The 18,071-nt window shown below is 73.2% G+C and carries 16 protein-coding genes; all 16 read left to right on the forward strand.

Going from position 1 to position 18,071, the window contains the following annotated elements; genetic code table 11:
- Positions 1 to 96: 96 nt before the first annotated feature.
- Positions 97 to 519, forward strand: coding sequence for a hypothetical protein (locus tag IEY99_RS02140; protein WP_189198954.1), 423 nt, complete (start codon positions 97 to 99; stop codon positions 517 to 519).
- 112 nt (positions 520 to 631) lie between these two features.
- Positions 632 to 1,369 (forward strand): L-type lectin-domain containing protein, encoded by a 738-nt coding sequence (locus IEY99_RS02145; protein ID WP_189198955.1) that lies wholly within the window; start codon positions 632 to 634, stop codon positions 1,367 to 1,369.
- Between the two features lie 202 nt (positions 1,370 to 1,571).
- Positions 1,572 to 3,026, forward strand: coding sequence for a family 16 glycosylhydrolase (locus IEY99_RS02150; protein ID WP_189198956.1), 1,455 nt, complete (start codon positions 1,572 to 1,574; stop codon positions 3,024 to 3,026).
- Positions 3,027 to 3,467: 441 nt separating this feature from the next.
- Positions 3,468 to 4,304 (forward strand): glycosyltransferase family 2 protein, encoded by an 837-nt coding sequence (locus IEY99_RS02155; RefSeq protein ID WP_268245098.1) that lies wholly within the window; start codon positions 3,468 to 3,470, stop codon positions 4,302 to 4,304.
- Between the two features lie 42 nt (positions 4,305 to 4,346).
- Entirely contained in the window at positions 4,347 to 5,411 is a 1,065-nt protein-coding gene (locus tag IEY99_RS02160; RefSeq protein WP_189198958.1) for a glycosyltransferase family 2 protein, read from the forward strand.
- On the forward strand, positions 5,408 to 6,733 hold the full coding sequence (locus IEY99_RS02165; RefSeq protein ID WP_189198959.1) for a lipopolysaccharide biosynthesis protein: 1,326 nt from the start codon (positions 5,408 to 5,410) through the stop codon (positions 6,731 to 6,733). The genes IEY99_RS02160 and IEY99_RS02165 overlap by 4 nt, the downstream gene beginning before the upstream one ends.
- A complete protein-coding gene (locus IEY99_RS02170) occupies positions 6,730 to 7,998 on the forward strand; it encodes a glycosyltransferase family 2 protein (RefSeq protein WP_189198960.1) in 1,269 nt (422 codons plus the stop codon). Before IEY99_RS02165 ends, IEY99_RS02170 begins: the two co-directional genes overlap by 4 nt.
- Positions 7,995 to 8,387 carry a hypothetical protein gene (locus tag IEY99_RS02175; protein ID WP_189198961.1) on the forward strand — a complete coding sequence of 131 codons (393 nt, stop codon included), beginning with the start codon at positions 7,995 to 7,997 and terminating at the stop codon, positions 8,385 to 8,387. The genes IEY99_RS02170 and IEY99_RS02175 overlap by 4 nt, the downstream gene beginning before the upstream one ends.
- Positions 8,384 to 10,180, forward strand: a complete 1,797-nt coding sequence (locus IEY99_RS02180) for a hypothetical protein (protein WP_189198962.1) — start codon at positions 8,384 to 8,386, stop codon at positions 10,178 to 10,180. The genes IEY99_RS02175 and IEY99_RS02180 overlap by 4 nt, the downstream gene beginning before the upstream one ends.
- Complete coding sequence (locus IEY99_RS02185; protein WP_189198963.1) at positions 10,177 to 11,430, forward strand: hypothetical protein; 1,254 nt, start codon at positions 10,177 to 10,179, stop codon at positions 11,428 to 11,430. Before IEY99_RS02180 ends, IEY99_RS02185 begins: the two co-directional genes overlap by 4 nt.
- Position 11,431: 1 nt before the next feature.
- Positions 11,432 to 12,646: a glycosyltransferase family 4 protein gene (locus tag IEY99_RS02190; RefSeq protein ID WP_189198964.1), complete on the forward strand. Its 1,215-nt coding sequence runs from the start codon at positions 11,432 to 11,434 to the stop codon at positions 12,644 to 12,646.
- A gap of 40 nt (positions 12,647 to 12,686) precedes the next feature.
- Positions 12,687 to 13,991: a polysaccharide pyruvyl transferase family protein gene (locus IEY99_RS02195; RefSeq protein ID WP_189198965.1), complete on the forward strand. Its 1,305-nt coding sequence runs from the start codon at positions 12,687 to 12,689 to the stop codon at positions 13,989 to 13,991.
- Positions 13,988 to 15,352, forward strand: coding sequence for a hypothetical protein (locus IEY99_RS02200; RefSeq protein ID WP_189198966.1), 1,365 nt, complete (start codon positions 13,988 to 13,990; stop codon positions 15,350 to 15,352). Before IEY99_RS02195 ends, IEY99_RS02200 begins: the two co-directional genes overlap by 4 nt.
- 673 nt (positions 15,353 to 16,025) lie before the next feature.
- Positions 16,026 to 16,517 (forward strand): hypothetical protein, encoded by a 492-nt coding sequence (locus IEY99_RS02205; protein WP_189198967.1) that lies wholly within the window; start codon positions 16,026 to 16,028, stop codon positions 16,515 to 16,517.
- 83 nt (positions 16,518 to 16,600) lie between these two features.
- On the forward strand, positions 16,601 to 17,095 hold the full coding sequence (locus IEY99_RS02210) for a hypothetical protein (protein WP_189198968.1): 495 nt from the start codon (positions 16,601 to 16,603) through the stop codon (positions 17,093 to 17,095).
- 103 nt (positions 17,096 to 17,198) lie between these two features.
- On the forward strand, positions 17,199 to 18,023 hold the full coding sequence (locus IEY99_RS02215) for a hypothetical protein (RefSeq protein WP_189198969.1): 825 nt from the start codon (positions 17,199 to 17,201) through the stop codon (positions 18,021 to 18,023).
- Positions 18,024 to 18,071 lie beyond the last annotated feature (48 nt).

Here is an 18,071-nt window from a genome sequence, read left to right on the forward strand (position 1 = left end):
TCGGGAGTTCGGCTGCGAAAACCGGCCCGACGTGACTAACCCCCAGCGGTTAATCCGCCGGTGCGGCCCTTCCCCGTCGTGGTTACCGTCGAGGTCGTGGACCTCCCCCTGGCGACAATCCTCTTCACTGCCTGGTCGGCGTTCGCCACGATGGCCATCGTGGTGGCGGCCGTCTACTGGCACGGCCGCGCCCGCCCGCCGGCGGCGGCGGACCCGAGCCACCCGCGCCGGGCGACGCGCTCCGCGCTCGCCCGGACCCGCCGGGTGACGCTCCGGTGGCGCGGCCGCCCCCGCCGCGTGACGCCGCCGGTGCGCCTCTCCCCGCGCCGGAAACGCCCCGACTCCGCGGCCCTCGAACACGCACACCGCCTCTGGCTCGACGGCCTGGCGGGCAAGAGCAACTGGGAGAACCTGTCGGACACCGGGCGTCATCATCTGCCGCCGGAACTGCTGCGGATGCCCACGTACCGGCTGGGTCCGGATCGCGTGGCGCGGGCCAGGGTGCCGGACCAAAACTAAACGGGCAGGACCTTTCGGCCGAAAGTATGAGGGATTACCCGTTCCCGGCGTTTCGCCTTTTTGTGCGGTTCAAGGTGGTTTCGACCGTTCAACCGTACGAGGGGAACAAGCAATGCGAAAACGCTTGGCGACGTGCGCGGCCGTGACCCTGGCCGCCGCACTGGCCGGCACGGCCACGCCGACGGCCGCGACGGCCGCACCGACCGGCCACAAGGTCATCCACTACACCGACTTCGGCTCCGGCCCCGGCCTGCGCATGGCGGGGAGCGCCGCCGTCGACGGCACCGCGCTCCGCCTGACCAGCGACACCAAGCGCCAGGCCGGCGCGGCCTGGTCCCGCGTGAAGATCAACCCCAAGATGTCCTTCGACACGGTGTTCGAGGTCTCGATGACCGGGGCGGTCGGCCACGCCGACGGCGTCGCGTTCGTCCTGCAGAACGACGGACCCACGGCCATCGGCGGGCACGGCGGCAGCATCGGGTACGGCGGGATGACCCACAGCGTCGCCGTCGAGCTCGACACCTTCCGGAACCCGAACGACGTGGACAACAACCACGTCGCCGTGGTGACGGGGGGCGCCTCCGACGAGGTGCAGCCGATGGTGGCGCCCTCGCCGATCCAGATGTTCGGCCAGACCGTGCGGGTCCGGATCACCTGGCTCGCGGCGAGCAAGACGCTCAAGGTGCGGGTCCGGGCCCTGGGCGGGCAGGAGATGAAGATCCTGGAGAAGCGGATCGACCTGCGCCGGGCACTGGGCTACAAGAAGGCGTTCGTGGGCTTCACCGGCGGTACGGGCGAGGACGTGTCGGTGCAGAAGATCAACAACTGGACCCTGAAGGTCATGCCCTGACGGTCACGACCGGTGTGGGACCGCCGTGTTCCGCGGCAATCCCACACCGGTCACTTGATCGTTGTCACCTCGGTGAGACCACCCGGCCCGGCGCCGGTAGCGGCGGCGGACTAAGTCCGGCCCCGATGCTGTCGACACTGTGGTTGCTCACGTCCTCGTTCCGAGGCGGTCCCGCACATCTGGAGGAGCCTTGGCCCGAAACATGCGTGCCGCCTCGCCGGCGCTCGGCGCACCGGCCACCCGGACGGCCCGGCTCACCGCGCTCGCCAACCTGCTCGTCCTCGGCGCGACCGCGGCGCTCACCATGCCGGACGGCACGCAGGCGGTCGCGGCCTCGACGTCGCCGGCCCGGACGGTCAGGAGCGCGCAGGCCACCACCGCCGACCTGGTGGAGATCGCCGCCAACGGCTCGGCGGCCACCTCCCTGACCGGCTGGACCGTCCGGTCCCAGTCGGGCGGCGTGACCATCAACCGGGTGACCGGCCTCGCGGGCGCCTTCCCGGGCACGACCGGCGTGCGGATCAGCCGGTCGGGCGGCACGGGCACCTGGGCCTACGCCCTCACCGCACTGAAGAGCCCGCAGACCGCCTTCGTCGTGGGCAGGACCTACACGATGAGCGGATGGGTGCGGGACCTGACCGGCTCGGGCCGGCCGATCGGGCTGCTGCTGGGCAACGCGAACTACCAGCACCGGCCGACGACCACCGCGGAGTACACCAAGTTCACCGACACCGGTTGGCACTACGTCAGCCGTACGTTCGTCTGCACCGCGCCCGGCTTCGCGGACACCGCGTTCTATCTCGGCCTGCCCGCCAACGGCTCGTTCGACTTCCAGCTCACCGGCCTCAGCGTGCGGGCGGCGGCGATGCCCGCCCCGGCCCGCTCGGCGGCGCCGCCGTCCACCGTGGTCGCGTTCGCCGGGGCGGCCGGGACGGCCCCGGACGCGCGCACCTGGAACTACGAGATCGGCGGGCACGGCTGGGGCAACGGGGAGGCGCAGACGTACACCTCGCGGGCGTCGAACGTGCGGCTCGACGGCACCGGCAAGCTGAGGATCACGGCGCGCCGCGAGACGCTCACCGGCCCGGACGGCGTCACGCGCAAGTTCACCAGCGCCCGGATCACGACCAAGGGCAAGCTCGCCGTGGCGCCGGGCTCCTACCTGGAGGCGTCCATCACCGCACCCACCGGCACCGGCCTGTGGCCCGCGTTCTGGCTGCTCGGCACCAACATCGACAAGGTGGGCTGGCCGGCCTCGGGTGAGCTCGACATCTTCGAGGGTGTCGGCAGCCGGCCCACCATGGCCCACTCGGCGGCGCACATGGCCGCCGCCGGCAACCCCAGGGCCGACTTTCCGTACGGCTGGGGCGAGGCGGGCGGCAGCACCGATCTCGGCGAGCCCCTCGACGCCCGGAGCCACACGTACGGCGTCTACTTCGACGCTCACACGGTGCGCTTCTACATCGACCGGAAGCCGACGATGACGCTGTGGGCCGCGGACGCGCTCGCGACCGGCCGGACGTGGCCGTTCACCGGCTCGCAGTACGTGATCCTCAACGTGGCCGTCTCCGGGGAGGTCGACACCTCCGCGACCGCCTTCCCCCGGGAGATGGCGGTGGGTCCGATCTCGATCTGGAACACCGGCTTGCCCTTCTGACCGACCGGCGAAGAACCCCGGCTGCCCGCGTCCGCACGGACGCGGGCAGTTTTTCGTGCGTGGACGTGAATGCCGTTCGGCCATTCCACCGGCAAAAGTGAGACCGCCCCGGACATCCTTTCGCGAATAGCTGTACGTCGTCACCGAACAGGGTCGTCTGATCGGACCGCCGGAAACTACGGATGTTCGCCGGCACCCGGCGATAATCCGAAACCACCGGCGGCGCCTTGACGCGGTCCGAGGCGATCCGCGAAGCTTCCAGCAGCAAGGAATCGGGCAAAACTGACATCGAATCAGGCGCCCGATCGGCATTTTCCTTCGCCGATTGACTTCCCCCCGCTTCGCGCCCTATTCCCGGGAGAAAACCGCATGCCCAAGCCAAGGGACGCTGCCACGCCTGCATCCGTCACCGTTCTGCCGGCCGACTGCCCCCGGGTTTCCGTGGTCATTCCGACGAAGAACGAGGCCAGAAACATTCCCTGGGTGCTCGAGCGTCTTCCCCTCGGCATTTTCGAGGTGATCGTCGTGGACGGCGCGTCCGTGGACGGCACCGTCGAGGTCGCCCGCAGCATCCGCGACGACATCGTCGTCGTCGAGCAGACCCGCTCCGGCAAGGGAAACGCGCTCGCCTGCGGCTTCGCCGCGGCCCGGGGCGAGATCATCGTGATGATCGACGCCGATGGCTCCATGGACCCCGCCGAGATCGTGTCCTTCGTGGACGAGCTGCTGGCGGGCGCGGACTACGTCAAGGGCACGCGCTTCTCGCTGGGCGGCGGCTCGTCCGACATCACGCGGATCCGCCGGGCCGGCAACGCGGCCCTCAACAGCCTGGTGAACGTGCTCTACAAGGCGTCGTTCACCGACCTCTGCTACGGCTACAACGCCTTCTGGGCGCACGCGGTCAAGCACCTGGAACTGCCCACCCCCGAAGGACGCGAGCCGCAGACCGGCGACGGCTTCGAGGTCGAGACGATGATGAACATCCGGGCCGCGGTGGCACCCCTCGTGGTGCGGGAGGTCGCCAGCTACGAATCCGACCGGCTGTCCGGCGCGTCGAACCTCAACGCCGTCCGGGACGGTCTGCGCGTGCTGCGGGTGATCGCCAAGGAGTACCGGACGCCGGCGGCGCGGGCCGTCCGGGCCGCGCCGCGGTCGGCCCGTCCGGCCACCCGGTCCCTGCCCGCGATGCGGCGGGAACCGGCGATCCCGCCCCGGCGGCCCGTCGCCGAACCGTCCGACCCGGCCACCGTCACCACCCGCGTCGGCGGTGCCTGGTGACCCTCCCCCGCTCACCCCTCACCCCCCGGACGTGCCTCCGCGATGTCTGATCCCGCTGCCGTCACAGTGGCGCTGGCCTGCCACAGCGCGGAGCGCCTGCCGAGCATCCGGGCCGCGATCGAATCCCTCCGGCGGCAGAGCCACCGCCCGGCGGCCGTCGTCGTGGCGGTCGACCACAACGCCGCCCTCGGCGCCGTGCTGCGCACGGAGTTCCCCTCGGCCGTCGTGGTCGGCAACGACGGCCCCGACCGCGGGGCGTCCGCCACCCGCAATGTCGCCGCCGCGCGGGCCCGTACGCCGCTGATCGCCTTTCTCGACGACGACGAGACCGCCGCGCCCACCTGGCTGGCGGGTCTCGTCGCCCCGTTCGACGACCCGCGCGTGGTGGGCACGGGCGGCCGCTACCGTCCCGTCTGGAACAGCCGCCGGCCCTTCTGGTTTCCGGACGAGTTCGGCTGGGTGGTGGGCGCACACTACCGCGGAATGCCGACCACCACCGCCCGGGTCCGCAACGTCTGGGCCGGAAGCATGGCGGTCCGTGCCGAGGTCTTCCGCGCGGTGGGCGGCTTCCGGACCGGCTTCGGCAAGGTCGGCGACGTCAGCCGGCCCGAGGACACCGACCTGTGCATCCGCATGGCCGCCGAACGCCGCGGTCACTGGATGTACGTGCCCCAGGCCATCGTGGACCACGACGTCCCGGCCTCCCGCGCCTCCCTGCGCTTCTTCGCCGGCCGGTGCTACGCCGAGGGCGTCGGCAAGATCGAGATGCGCGCCGCGCTGGACGACCTGCCGGACGCCCTGGGCGACGAGCAGACGTACCTCACCCGGACGGTCCCGCTCGGTCTCGCCCGCAACGTCGTGACGGGCCGCCTCGACCGCGCCGCCGCCATGGCGCTCGGGATCGCGTGCGCCGCCGCGGGTGCCGCGTGGGCCTCCTGGGCGGCGCGGCGGACAGAGGCGGCACCGCGAACAGAGGCGGCACCGCGAACAGAGGCGGCACCGCGAACAGAGGCGGCACCGCGAACAGAGGCGGCACCGCGAACAGAGGCGGCAGGGCGGACACGCACGCCGCGGCCGCGGATCGGCGCCGGGAGTGGATCCGCATGACCGGCACGGCCGCCGGACGGCTGCCCCGGGCGGCCGCAGCCGTCGCACCCCAGACCCGGGCCGGCAACCGCCGCATGTACGGCGACGCGATGGCGCTCGCCGGCTCCTCCTCGCTGTCGGCCGGCCTCGGCATGCTGTTCTGGCTCGTCGCCGCCCGCGCCGTGCACCCGGCCGGCCTGGGCATCCAGACCGCCCTGCTCTCCGCCATCACCGCGCCCGCCATCGTCATCGGCACCGGCGTGGGCGACGCCTTCGTCAGCCTGCTGCCCCGGGCCGGCGCCTCGCGGCTGAAGATTCTGCGGGCCGGCTACCGGCAGCTCGGCCTGACCGCGGCGGCGACCGGTCTCGTCTCCGGCCTGGCCTCGGTCACCTTCCTGCCCGGCCTGCGCGGCTCGGTGACCACCGTGCTCCTGGTCCTCGCCGGGACCACGTTGTGGAGCTACTTCGTCGTCCAGGACTGCGCGCTCACCGCGATGGGCCGGGCCCGCTGGCTGCCGATCGAGAATGGCCTGGTCAGCGTAGGCAAGATCGGCTTCCTCCCGGTGCTGGCGGTGTCCAGCGCGTTCGGCCCGGCCGTGGTGACCGCGACCCTGCTGCCGGCGTTGATCGCGGTGCTGCTCATGACGCCCAGTGTCTTCCGGCTGGCGGCTGCCGGCGAGGACACGGCACCGGCTCCGGAGCTCGCCGCGGAGGCGACGGCGCTCGCGTGGCGCCTGATGACCGCGGGCGCCATGACGATCGGCGCGATGACGCTGCTGCCGTTCGTGGTGACCGCCGTCGCCGGCCCGGCCGAGGGGGCGATCTTCGCGCTCTGCCTGACCATCGTCCAGGGGCTGGACTTCGTCTCCGCCGCGCTCGGCGTGTCCCTGGTCGTCCACCACGCCGGGCTCGACGACGCGCCCTTTCCCCGCGTGGCCAGGGCCGTGCTGGCCCGCACGGCGCTGCTGGTCACCGCGGGCGCCGTCGGGCTCAGCCTGATCGCGCCCGTCGCCCTGCCGCTGCTCGGCGAGACGTACGCCGGGCTCGGCGGCGCCCGGATCATCGCCATCCTGTCCGCCGCGGCCGTGCCCCGCACGCTCTTCATCATCTGGGCGGCCCTGCAACGGGCACGCCGCACCGTTCGTCCGTTGCTGCGGGTGAACGCGATGACGGTGATTGTCCTGTATTCGTCCGTCGGGCTGCTGGCGAGTCGCTTCGGAGGCGTCGGCGCCGCCGGGGGCCTGCTGATCGCGCAGGTGTGGATGACCACCTGCGCCGCACTGCACATCTTCTGGACGTACCGGCGTGGCAACACCAGATCTTCTCGCAGGGGGACCGCATGAGAACGGCGCACATCGACCGGCTCGAACCGGTGTTGCCGGTGGCGACACCCGACTGGCCCGACTCCGTCTGGGTGGGTGAGATCTCCGACGACGCGGAGACCACGGGCACGTTGACCCTCACCGGGGCCTCCGGCTTCGGCCGCGCCCGCCTGCTGGTCCGGCACGGCCGGGCACCTCGTGGCTTCGTCGAGCTGCCGGTGCGGGCGGGCCGCGTGGACGGCGCCGAGCTGCGGCGCCGCATCGCGACCCTGCCGGCCACCGCGGTCGCGGCGCCGGACCACGGCCTCGGCATCAGCGTCGTGCTCTGCACCCGGAACCGCCCCGGCCACCTCCGCACCGCCCTGGCGTCGCTGCAACGGCTGGCCTACGGGACCTTCGAGGTGGTGGTCGTCGACAACGGGTCGGACACCGACGCCACGCACCGGATCGTCGCGGAGCTCGGCGACCCGCGCATCCGCTCCGTCGACGCTCCGGTCCCCGGCCTGTCGCGCGCCCGCAACGTCGGCCTCCGGCACGCCCGGCACGACGTCGTCGCGTACACCGACGACGACGTGGTCGTCGATCCGGGCTGGCTGGCGGGGATCTCCGCCGGCTTCCGCTCCGAGCCCGGCGTCAGCTGCGTCTCCGGCATGGTGCCCTCGGTCGAGCTGACCTCGCCGTGCCAGGCGTACTTCGACAAGCGGGTGACCTGGGCGCGCAACTCTGTCCGGGAGTCGTTCTCGCTGCGGCGTCCGCGGCCGGCCGAGCCGATGTTCCCCTTCGAGGTGGGCCGGTTCGGCACCGGCGCCAACTTCGCCATCCGCCGGGAGACCGTCCTCGCGCTCGGCGGCTTCGACGAGGGCTTCGGCGTCGGGTCGCCGACCGGCGGCGGCGAGGACATCGACATGTTCGTCCGGGTGCTGCTGAGCGGCCACACCCTGGTCTACGAGCCGTCCGCCATCATCTGGCACCGGCACCGGCCGGACCTGGCGAGCCTGAGCCGGCAGATCCGCGACTACGGCACGGGCCTCGGCGCGTGGATCACCCAGCTCGCGCTCCAACCCCGGACGGCGATGATGATCACCCGGCGCTCGGTGCACGCGCTGACGCACCTCGGCCGGATCACCCGGGTCGCCCGCGACCGGGACCTCGACCTCGCCGGAATCGGTGACCTCGGGCGCGCCGAGCGGCTCGCGGTCCTCCGGGGCCCGCTCGCCCTGCTGCGGGCGCGGCTGCACGGTGCCCGCCGTCGTCCGCTCGCCCACGCCGACCGGCGTGCCTCATGAGCCCCCGGCACTCCCGCGCGGTACGGGTGTTCGACTTCGTGACCGGCCACCCGCTCCTCGTCGTCGCCTGGATCGCCGGCGTCTCCGGCCTTCTCGCCGCCGTCCCGGCACTGCCGCCGGCGCTGCGGGCCCCGCTCATGCTGCTGTTCATCCTCGGCGGGCCCGGGTCGGCGGTGCTGGCCTGGAGCCGGCGCCCCCTGCCCGCGTCGTTCGTGCTCGCCGTCGTCCCCGTCACCGGCCTGGCGGTGTGGACCGTCCTGGTCACGGCGTCCGTGTCGATCCCGTGGTGGCAGCCGCGTCCGCTGCTGCTGGCCGGCGCCCTCCTGACCATCTCGACGGCCCAGCTCGCCGCCCGGCGCCGGATGCCGGGCACCGAGGGAGTCTCGTGACCGACACGCTCGTCCGGACCGGCACCGTCTACGTCGCCCGCTCCGCCGCGATCACCGGTGCACCCCCGCGGCCCGCTCCCCGCCCCCACCGCCGGGGGCGGCACCACATCTCTCCCGTACGGGTGGCGGCGCCCTGGGTGGCCCTCGCCGCCGCGCTGGTCCTGTGGCTCGTCTCCCTGCCCGGCCTGCGCGATGCGCCGGTCTCGCAGTACGGGCTCATCGCGGCGGGCCCGGTCACCTATCCGGCCGCCCTGCTGGCCGTGCTGATCGCGTTCGTGCTCGCGGTGCGGTTCCGCAACACCGTCGCCGCGGTCACCGTGACCGTCGGACTGGTCGCCGTGGAACGGCTGACGACGTCGCTTATCACCGAGGTCGCGCCGTACTCGTGGACGTACAAGCACATCGGTGTCGCCGACTACATCCAGGACCATGGCAGCCTGGCCCGCGGCGTCGACATCTACAGCGGCTGGCCCGGCCTGTTCGCCGTCACGGCGCACTTCAGCGAGGTCACCGGGCTCTCGCCGATCGCCGTCGCGCACTGGTTCACCACGGGCGTGCACCTGGCGATCGTCGGCCTCGTGATCGTCGCCGCCCGCTCGTGGGGGCTGGACCGGCTGCCGGCCGTGACCGCCGCCTTCCTCGTGGAGGCCACGAACTGGGTCGCGCAGGACTACTTCGCGCCGCAGGCGGTCGCCTTCATCCTGATGCTCGGCTTCTTCGCCGTGGCCGGTCGCTTCCGCAGCCGGCCGTCGCCACTGAGCGTCGGTGCCGCCCTCGTGCTGTTCGCCGCCATCGTGGTCACGCACCAGCTGACTCCGTACTGGGTCATGCTCGCCACCGGTCTGCTGATCGTGACGCGCCGGCTGCGGCCGTGGTGGATCCTGCTGCCGATGGCGGCCCTCGCCGGGATCTGGCTGCTGCTCAACTGGGAGATGGCCAGCCACTTCCTCTTCTTCTCCGCGGATCCGATCAGCAACGCGAAGTCCAACATCCCGACCGTCGGCGTCCTCGGTCAGCAGGTGACGAGCCTGGTGATGCGGTCGCTGTCGGTGTCGTACCTGATGCTCGCGGGCGTGTGCGCCGTCGCCGGGCGCAGCAAGCACCGGCCCATCCTGGCGCCGTGCATCCTGGCCTTCAGCCCGATTCTCATCCTCGGCGGTCAGAACTACGGCGGCGAGGCGATCTTCCGGGTCTTCCTCTACTCCCTGCTCGGTTGCGCGCTGCTGGTGGCCACCCCCCTCACCGAAGCGCTGCAGGCCCGCCTCTTCCGGGCCGGCGCGGTGGTGATCCTGCTGGCCTGGCTGGTGGGCGCCTCGGCGCAGGGCTACTTCGGCGGCTGGTCGGCGAACCTGATGACCCGGCAGCAGGTGGACTTCGCCGACGACCTGCTCACGAATGTGCCGTTCCCGTCCTACGTGACGGTCGCGGCGCCGGTGTGGCCGGAACGGGTGAACGGCCGGTACGCCCAGTTCGCCCGGTTCAAGCGCGACTACGACTCGCCGATGATCTACTCGGCGAACCTTGTCGGCTCGAACTTCGACACCGAGGCCTCGTACGCGACGTTCATGAAGCTGATCGCCGGCCGGACCGGCGGCCACAACTACCTGATCATCAGCGAGCAGATGCGCGTGTACGACTGGTACTTCGGCATCCTCCCCCCGCGCGCGCTGGACAACCTGGAGAAGCGGATGCGGCGCGATCCCCGGTGGACGGTGGTGCACGACGACCACAAGGTGATCGTCTTCCGCGCCCGCGAGTTCACCCCCCGACGGAATCTGGTGCATTGGCCATGACCCCTGCGATACGGACCGCCACGCGGCCCATCGGCCGGCTCGACCGGCCCTGGACGACGGCATCCACGGCCACCGTGCTCGGTCCGCTGCGGGCGCCGGCCAGGCAGGCCCTGGTCGAGGCCATCGCCCGGACCGCGGCGCGCTGGCCGGAAAGCCGGCTGGGCTGGTCGATCGACGGTGCCGGCCGCCGGTGGTGCCGGCCGCCGGCGCGGCTGGACGACGTCGCCGACGGCATGGTCACCGACCTGGACACCGATCCGGGTCTCGACTACGGACGGTTCCTGACCGGCCTGGTGCACGACGAGCGCCAGGGCTGGCCGCTGGCCTTCTCGGTGGGCCACGACCACGTGGCCATGCGCATGTCGCACGCCATCGGTGACGGCCGGGCGCTCGTCGTGCTGCTCTCCCGGCTGCTGGAGAGCGCGGCCACCGGCCGGCCGGCGGCCTTCCCGCCGCGGCCGGCCATGCCCCCGTTCGCCGCCGCCCTCGGCAACTTCTTCGGCCGTTCGCCGAGGCGCGTCCTCGCCGCCGCCCGGGCGATCCGGCACGCGCCACCCGCGGCGCAGGTCGCCACGCGGCCCTGGTCGCCCCGGCGGGTCACGCTCTACCACCGGATCCCCGGCGAGCTCGCCACCGAGGTCCGCCGCTGGCGCAAGACGAGCGCCTCCGGAGCGACCAGCGCCGCGGTCGACCTCTGTCTGATCATGCGAGCCCTCCACCTCAGCGGGGTGCCGGTCAGCCCGGAGGTCCGGGTCCTCTACGACGTCCGGCGCTACCTGCCGGTGAGCTATCCGGAACTGCACGGCAACTTCTCGGTGGGTCTGCTGATGACGATGTCCGCCGCGATGCCGGCGGAGCGGATCTCCGACATGATCGCCAGAGCCGGCGCGGCCGGCCGGCCGCTGACCGCGCTCGGCGCCGGGCTGGCGTTCGGCGCTCGCGCCCTGCGGTCTCCCGTCACGGCACCGGTCCGGCCCCGGGCCGACCTCGCCTTCACCTATCTGGGGCGGCCCCTGCCGATCGAACGTCTCCCGTGGCGAGCCGGGAGCGTTCCGGTGTGGAGCGGCAGCGTGCAGCCCGCCGCTCCGCAGGGGCTGACCTTCGCGGTGACCGAGACCGGCCGCGCCGTACACCTGTCCGCGAGCTTCCACGCGAACGTCCTGGACGCCGGACGGATCGAGCAGGCGATGACCCTCATGGCGGCGGATCCCATCGCCGTGCTGACCAGCAGAGAGAACCTTGGAGTCTGACATGACGGCGCCCGTGCGACTGTTGGTGCTCGACCAGGCGGTGGGCGTGTGGGGTGCACAGGCCTACCTGCTGCGGATGGCACCCGGACTGGCCCGCCACGGCGTCGAGATGACGCTGGCCGGGCCGCCGGAGCTGGACCTGGCGCAGGCGTGGCAGGCCGCGGGACTGCCGCACATCGCGCTGCCCCTGCCGATCGTCCGGTCGGTGCGCAGCGACGGCCACCGCGGCAGGCTCAGCGTGCGGGCGATGATGCGCGAGGGCGGGCAGCTCTGGCGTACCCGCGCCCTCATCCGCGACGCGATCACCTCCTCGGGCTGCGACGCGGTCCACGCCAACGGCCACGCCATCCACCTCGACGCGGCGCTGGCCGCCCGGGCCGCCGGCCGGCCCGCCGTGCTGCACCTGCACGAGGAGATGCCGCACCGGTTCGGCGCAGCGCTGCGTGCCTCGGCGGTCCGGGCCGCGGACGCGAGCGTCGCGGTGAGCAAGGCCGTCGCCGCGGGCCTGTCCCCCCGCAGCCGATCCCGGGTGACGGTCATCGCCAACGGCGTCGACACGGCGACCTTCCGGCCCGGCGCCGCCGACGCGGACGTCCGCGCGGGCCTGGGCGCCGCGCCGGACGACGTCCTCGTCGTGGCGGTCACCCGCATCGACCCGGACAAGCGCATCGAGGACATCATCACCGCCCTGACGCCGCACCGGGGCCGGCCCGGCTGGCACCTGGCGATCGTGGGGGTCACCTCCCGCCACCCCGAGTACGCCCGGCAGATGCGCGAGCTCGCGCGGGAGACGCTCGGCGCCCAGGTCACCTTCGCCGGCCGGCGCGCCGACGTGGCGGACATCTTCCGCGCCGCGGACCTGCTCGTGCACGCCGGGATGGTCGAGGGGATGCCGCTGGGCATGCTCGAGGCGCAGGCCTGCGGGGTGCCGGTGGTCGGATACCGGGTCGCCGGGGTGCCGGAGGCCGTCGTGGACGGCGAGACGGGCCTGCTCGCCCCCGCCGGCGACGTCGCTGCGCTGCGCCGGCACCTCAGCGCCCTGCTCGCCGACTGCGAGCTGCGTACCCGTCTGGGTGCCGGGGGAATCGCGCACGTCCGTCGGCGCCACACCTTGGACGGGCAGATCGTTGCCTATGTGCGGCTCCTCGACGAGCTGCTGGGCCGCCCGCCCGCGACGGCGGCGGCATCCCGGCGCCTCGCCGGGCGACCGGGCTGAACCGGTCACCTCACCCAGGCGCGAGACCAAAGGACGGACATTGCGCGGCAATCCCCTCATCGTCTGCTTCAACCACTGGCACGACGACAACAAAGGCGACAGCGCCATCACCGGCGGCATCCTGCGGCTGCTGCGCGATCGGTGGCCCGCGGCCCGGATCCGGGTCACCAGCCTGCACGAGGCGGGTACGGCGGAGTCCCGGACGCAGTTCCGGCACCTGTCCCGCAACGACGCCATCGAGACCGACTGCACGTGGATCCCGACCGAGATCGGCTCGGCGGGCGGGCGGCGGGTGGGTTCCGTGCCGGCCGCCGCGCGGTGGCTGCTGCGGCTGGCCCCGAGAGTGGCTGGCGTCGCGCTGGGCCGGGTCGACCGCGAGACCCGCCGCCGGCTGTCCGGAGCCGACCTCGTGGTCCTGGTGGGCGGCAGCAACATCTACGACAACCCCAGCGTCACCCCGCTGCTGAGCTGGGCGCGGCTGTTCTGCATCCTGTTCCCCGCCTGGGCGGCGACGCGTCTGGGCATCCCGGTCGTCCTGGCCGGTCACACCCTCGGGCCCTTCCCCCGGGCGACGGGCCGCTGGATCGCCCGGCGGCTGCTGCGCGGGGCCGGTGACGTGACGCTGCGCGAGCAGACCTCGCTCCCGATGAGCGAACAGCTCGGCCTGCGCACCGCCGGCGTCGCCCCCGACATGGCCTTCGCCACGCCGGCCCAGCGCACCCGCCGGGTCCAGGACGCACTGGGTTCCCTGCCCGGCCCCCGCATCATCGCCCTCGCACCCCGGACCCATCCGCACGCCGGTGCGGCGGCCGACGGACGCGTCGTCGACGAGCTCGTGCAGCTGGCCCGCGACGCGTACCGGGACGGCAGGGCGGACGGATTCGTCGTGGTCGCCCAGTGCCAGGGCCCGACGCCCGTCGAGGACGACCGGCCCATCGCGGAGCGGCTGGCCGCGCGGCTGGAGCGCACCGTGCCGGTGGTGCTGATGGAGGACGACCTGTCGCCGCAGGAACTGGCCGCGCTCTACGGCTCGTGCAGCCTGGTGATCGCGGTACGCCTGCACGCCGCCATCCTGGCCCTCGCGCAGGGCACGCCGGCGTACGCCATCGCCTACCTCACGCGCAAGACCGAGGGAGTGATGGCCGGCGTCGGCCTGCCCGACGCCTGGTGCGAGTACGGCGCCTTCTCCGCAGCCGCCGCGGCGCCGGTCGTCGAGCGGCTGCTGCACCCGGACACCCGGCGCGAGCTCACCCACCGCTCGCACCGCTGGCAGGGCGACCTGACGGAGATCTCGCAGCGCTGGTCCGCCCGCCAGAGCCGCCCCTCCGCCGCGGTGGGCGCATGAGCGCCGCGACCCCGCACCAGCGGGGACCCGCCGGCGACCGGGACGTCGTCGTGGCGGCGCCGGCGATCTCCGGCAACCGCATCTCGGTTTCCTTGCGCCCGGGCCGGGTGGCCGCCCGCTACTTCCGCGAGCGGGAGATCCGCGTCGAGTACCGCGACGTGGATCTCGACGGCGTCGATCCCGCCGTGGCGGTCGTCCCCGCGCTGGGCGTGGTGATCCCCGTCGCGCTCGCCTGTGGCGGCAGCGTCCACGTCCCGGAGGTCGACGCGGTCTTCGCCGACGGGGCCGCCGGGATCGCCAAGACGCTCCAGGCGATGTACCCGCACTTCCCGCAGCAGCGGTTCCAGCTCACCGGCGCACGCCGGCCGGCGGCGAGCGCCAGCGACCCGGACCGGGCGGCGATGCTCTACTCCGGAGGCGTCGACTCGGTCACCACGCTGCTGCGGCATCGGCCGGCGGTCGACTGCGTCGTCACCGTCTGGGGCGCCGACGTCGAGCTCGGCAACGCCGGCCTCTGGGACCGCCTCTCCGCGATCGTGGCGGCGGCCCCGGTCCGACCGGGGACCCGCCACGTGGTGGCCCGCTCGAACCTCCGCGAGGCGCTGGACGAGCTGCGGCTCAACCGGGACTTCGACCGCGGCTTCGCCAGCACGAACTGGTGGGGAGCGGTGCAGCACGGCCTGGCACTGACCAGCCTGGTGGCGCCGGTCGCCGTACGGCTGGGCCTCGGCCGGGTGCTGGTCTCGAGCACGCACTCCGCGGGCTTCCGGGTGCCCTGGGGCAGCAACCCGGAGCTGGACAACCTGGTGCGCTGGTCGGGCGGCCGCGTGGAGCACGACGGCTTCGAGCTGGAACGCCAGGACAAGCTCGCGCACGTCGTCGCGCCGTGGCTCGCCCGGGGCGACAAGCTGGCACTGGCGGTCTGCTACCAGCTCGACCGCGACGGGACGGGCGTCAACTGCGGGCGGTGCGAGAAGTGCCTGCGGACGATCTCCGGCCTGCTGGCCGCCCACGTCGATCCCCATGACGCGGGGTTGCCCTTCGACGCCGGGTCCCTGACGTCGTGGCGGTCCCGGCTGGAGCGCGGCGAGGCGCACTTCGGGCAGAACGAGCTCTTCATGTGGCAGGGCATCCAGCAGGCCCTGCGCGGTGGAGACAAGCTGTTCGAGGTGCACGGCAGCGCCGCGTACCTGTCCTGGCTGAAGGACTTCGACGTCGCCTCTCTCGCGACCGGCCCGGCAGCGCCGGCGGCGGCGGTCGGTGACCTGCCCGCCTGGCGGTATCTGGCCGTCCGCCAGGCCCGCCGGGTCCCCTATCCGGTCCGCCGGCGGCTGCGCCGCTGGATCACCCGTACGGGCTAATCCGACCGGCCGCAGGGTAATGATCAAAACCCGGAACTCGCCGCACGAAGGCCCGATCTCCGGGGGCGCCCCTCCCGCGTTTTCTTCTACGAGACGCCGTCCTACCTGCGAAGTGACGGCGTCTCCCCAACGGAAGCCCTGCACCGTGCGCCTGCCGTCCGACGAACCCGGCAGGCGGTGGAGAAAGATCCGCGGGCCGTGTCGTGGCGCGTGCGTGGATCGGGCGGGTCCTCGGCGGCCAGAAGACGCCGAGGACCCGCGCCAGGCGACTCTAGTCCAGTGAGGAGCCTCGTCGTCGCCCGGCCGCCCGGCGGCGGGGAGCCGGCCGAAGCGTGACCGACACCGATTTGAAGACCGTACTCCGAAGGTGGTAGCCGCATGTCGTCGCTGGTGACGGGCTTGTGCCGGGTGGAACGCCGGCGAGCGGGCATCGACCGCCGAGGCCGCGCATGCGGCGCCGTACTCCGGACGGGTTAAACCGGTGAGCGCAGAAGCGGGACTTCATCCGGTGGGAATGCCGCACGGATATCCGATCACGTTTCTGCCCTTCGTCCGGGAATGTTGTGCAGCGCCCGTTCCGCCTCCACCGGAGGGCGCACTTCATTCCCCGTGGCTCCGGCCGTGTCCCGGCGGCCGGAGCCACACTTTCACGTTCGCAGGAGGACAAGCGCGCATGCGTCCGTTGAGCAGGCGGTCCACCACTGTTGTCGTCTTCACCGCCGTCGCGCTCGGTGCGGCCGGCGCGGCCTGGGCCGCCTGGGGACTCACCGGCTCCGGCACCGCCGAGGCCAAGGCCGGCTCCGTGGTCACGCTCAAGGTCACCGGCGCGGGCCTGGCGGCGGGCGGGCTCACTCCCGGCAACGCGACGACGGTGCTGCTCACGGTGGAGAACCGGAATGCTTTTCCCGTACGCATCACGAACATCGACCTGACGAAGCTGGCCTCCTCGCGGGCGGGTTGTGACGCCGAGACCAACGTCGAGGTCGTCCCCGACGCGCCGCTGCCCGCCCAGGCGACCGTGCCGGCGGGCCGCGCGGACGAGCCGGCCACCGCGCAGATCGCGTGGAGCGGCCCGTTGCGGATGAAGCCGGACCCGGCGGACGCCTGCCAGGGCGCACCGTTCACGTTCCACGTCCACCTCGACGCCGTCAGCGCGGCCGCGTGACGGCGGCGACGGGGCGGGGTGCGAGCGCCGGCCTCGCCCCGTCGCCCCCCGCCACGGATGCTTCACGACCGAAAAGGACTGGCATGCGCAAGCTCGACCGTCGCGGCAAGGCGATCCTCAGCGCCGCCGCCGCTGCCGCCGTGATCGTCAACGCCGGTGCCGCCTGGGCGTACTGGCGGCTGGGCGGAGCGGGAACCGGCGTCGCCGTCGCCGGCTCCGCCGTGGAGCTGGAACTGCAGGGCCGCTCGGACGGCAGCGAGCCGCTGTATCCCGGCGGGTCCGCCGGGCTGACCGTGACGGTGACCAACCGCAACGACTTCCCGGTGCGGATCACCTCGATCAGCCCCGGCCGCGGGAGGGTGACGGCGGACCCGGCGCACCGCGACGCCGGCTGCCTGGAGACCGGGGTGCTCGTCAGCGCCGACGTGCTGACCGTGTCCTGGGAGGTGCCGAAGAACACCATCGGCGTCTTCACCGTGCCCGGCGGACTGCGGATGACCAACAGCTCGGACACCGCCTGCCAGGGCGCCACCTTCACCATCCCGGTGACGGCCAAGGGCCTGAGCAGCGCATCCTGAGCCATTCCGCGGGCGTCTCGCCGACGTACCGCCCGCGGCACCGCGACGTCGGCGTGAGCATGTCAGGAGTCAGGGCTGTGCATCGCTGGCACATGGGCGCCCGGTGAGGCGGCGCCACGCGCGTACCGGATCGGCGCTGCGTTTCCTGCGGTCCCCGCTGCCGATCGCCGGTGCGGCGCTCGCGGTGGCGATCGGCAGCGGAGTCGCCGCGTACGGCGGCTGGGACGTCGGCGCCGACGCCGCGACGTTCACCGTGCACGCCGCGAGCATTCCCCGCATGGCGGCGCCGGTTGCGGCGCTGCCCCCGGGCGAGCCGCGGATCACCTCGGACGGGCTGCTCGCGCGGGGCCCGCGGATCGGGTGGGACCGGGTCGAGATCGCCGCCGGCACACCGGTGCAGCGGTACCTCGTGACCCGCCATCTCGGCCCGGTCACCCAGCTGGTCTGCGACGTACCGGCCGGCCGCCACGGGTGCGTCGACGAGCATCCACCGGCCGGATATCTGGTGACCTACACCGTCGTGGCCACCCACGGCGCCTTCTGGACCGGGCTCGCCAGCCCGCCCAGCGCGCCGATCCCGCTGCCCGGCGAGGCCGCGCCGATCGTGGTGGACGGCGTGGTCGTGCTCCCGGGCGCCGGCGGCGACGCGGTCGTGCTGCCCGGCGCCGGCGGCGACCCGGTGGTGCCGGCGTACGGGCCCAGCGCCGCCGCGCCCGCGGGTGGCGGTGCGCCCGGAGCGGTGGCCGAGCCGGCGATTCCGGCGCCCGAGTCCACGGATCCGCCGCCGGTGCCGGTGATCGTGCCGCCGGAACCGCCGGAGCCCGGGCCGGGCACGACGACCGCACCGGCGGAGCCGCCGGCGAATCCGCCGTCCCCTTCGGACAACCCGGAAAAAGCCGAGGCAGAAACGCCTTTTCCGGTCGGCTGACTAGAAGTCCGTCGAAGTTCATGAAAACGTTGCGGTGTCACGCCGAAA

Source organism: Couchioplanes azureus (assembly GCF_014648355.1).
GTDB classification, from domain to species: Bacteria; Actinomycetota; Actinomycetes; order Mycobacteriales; family Micromonosporaceae; genus Actinoplanes; species Actinoplanes azureus.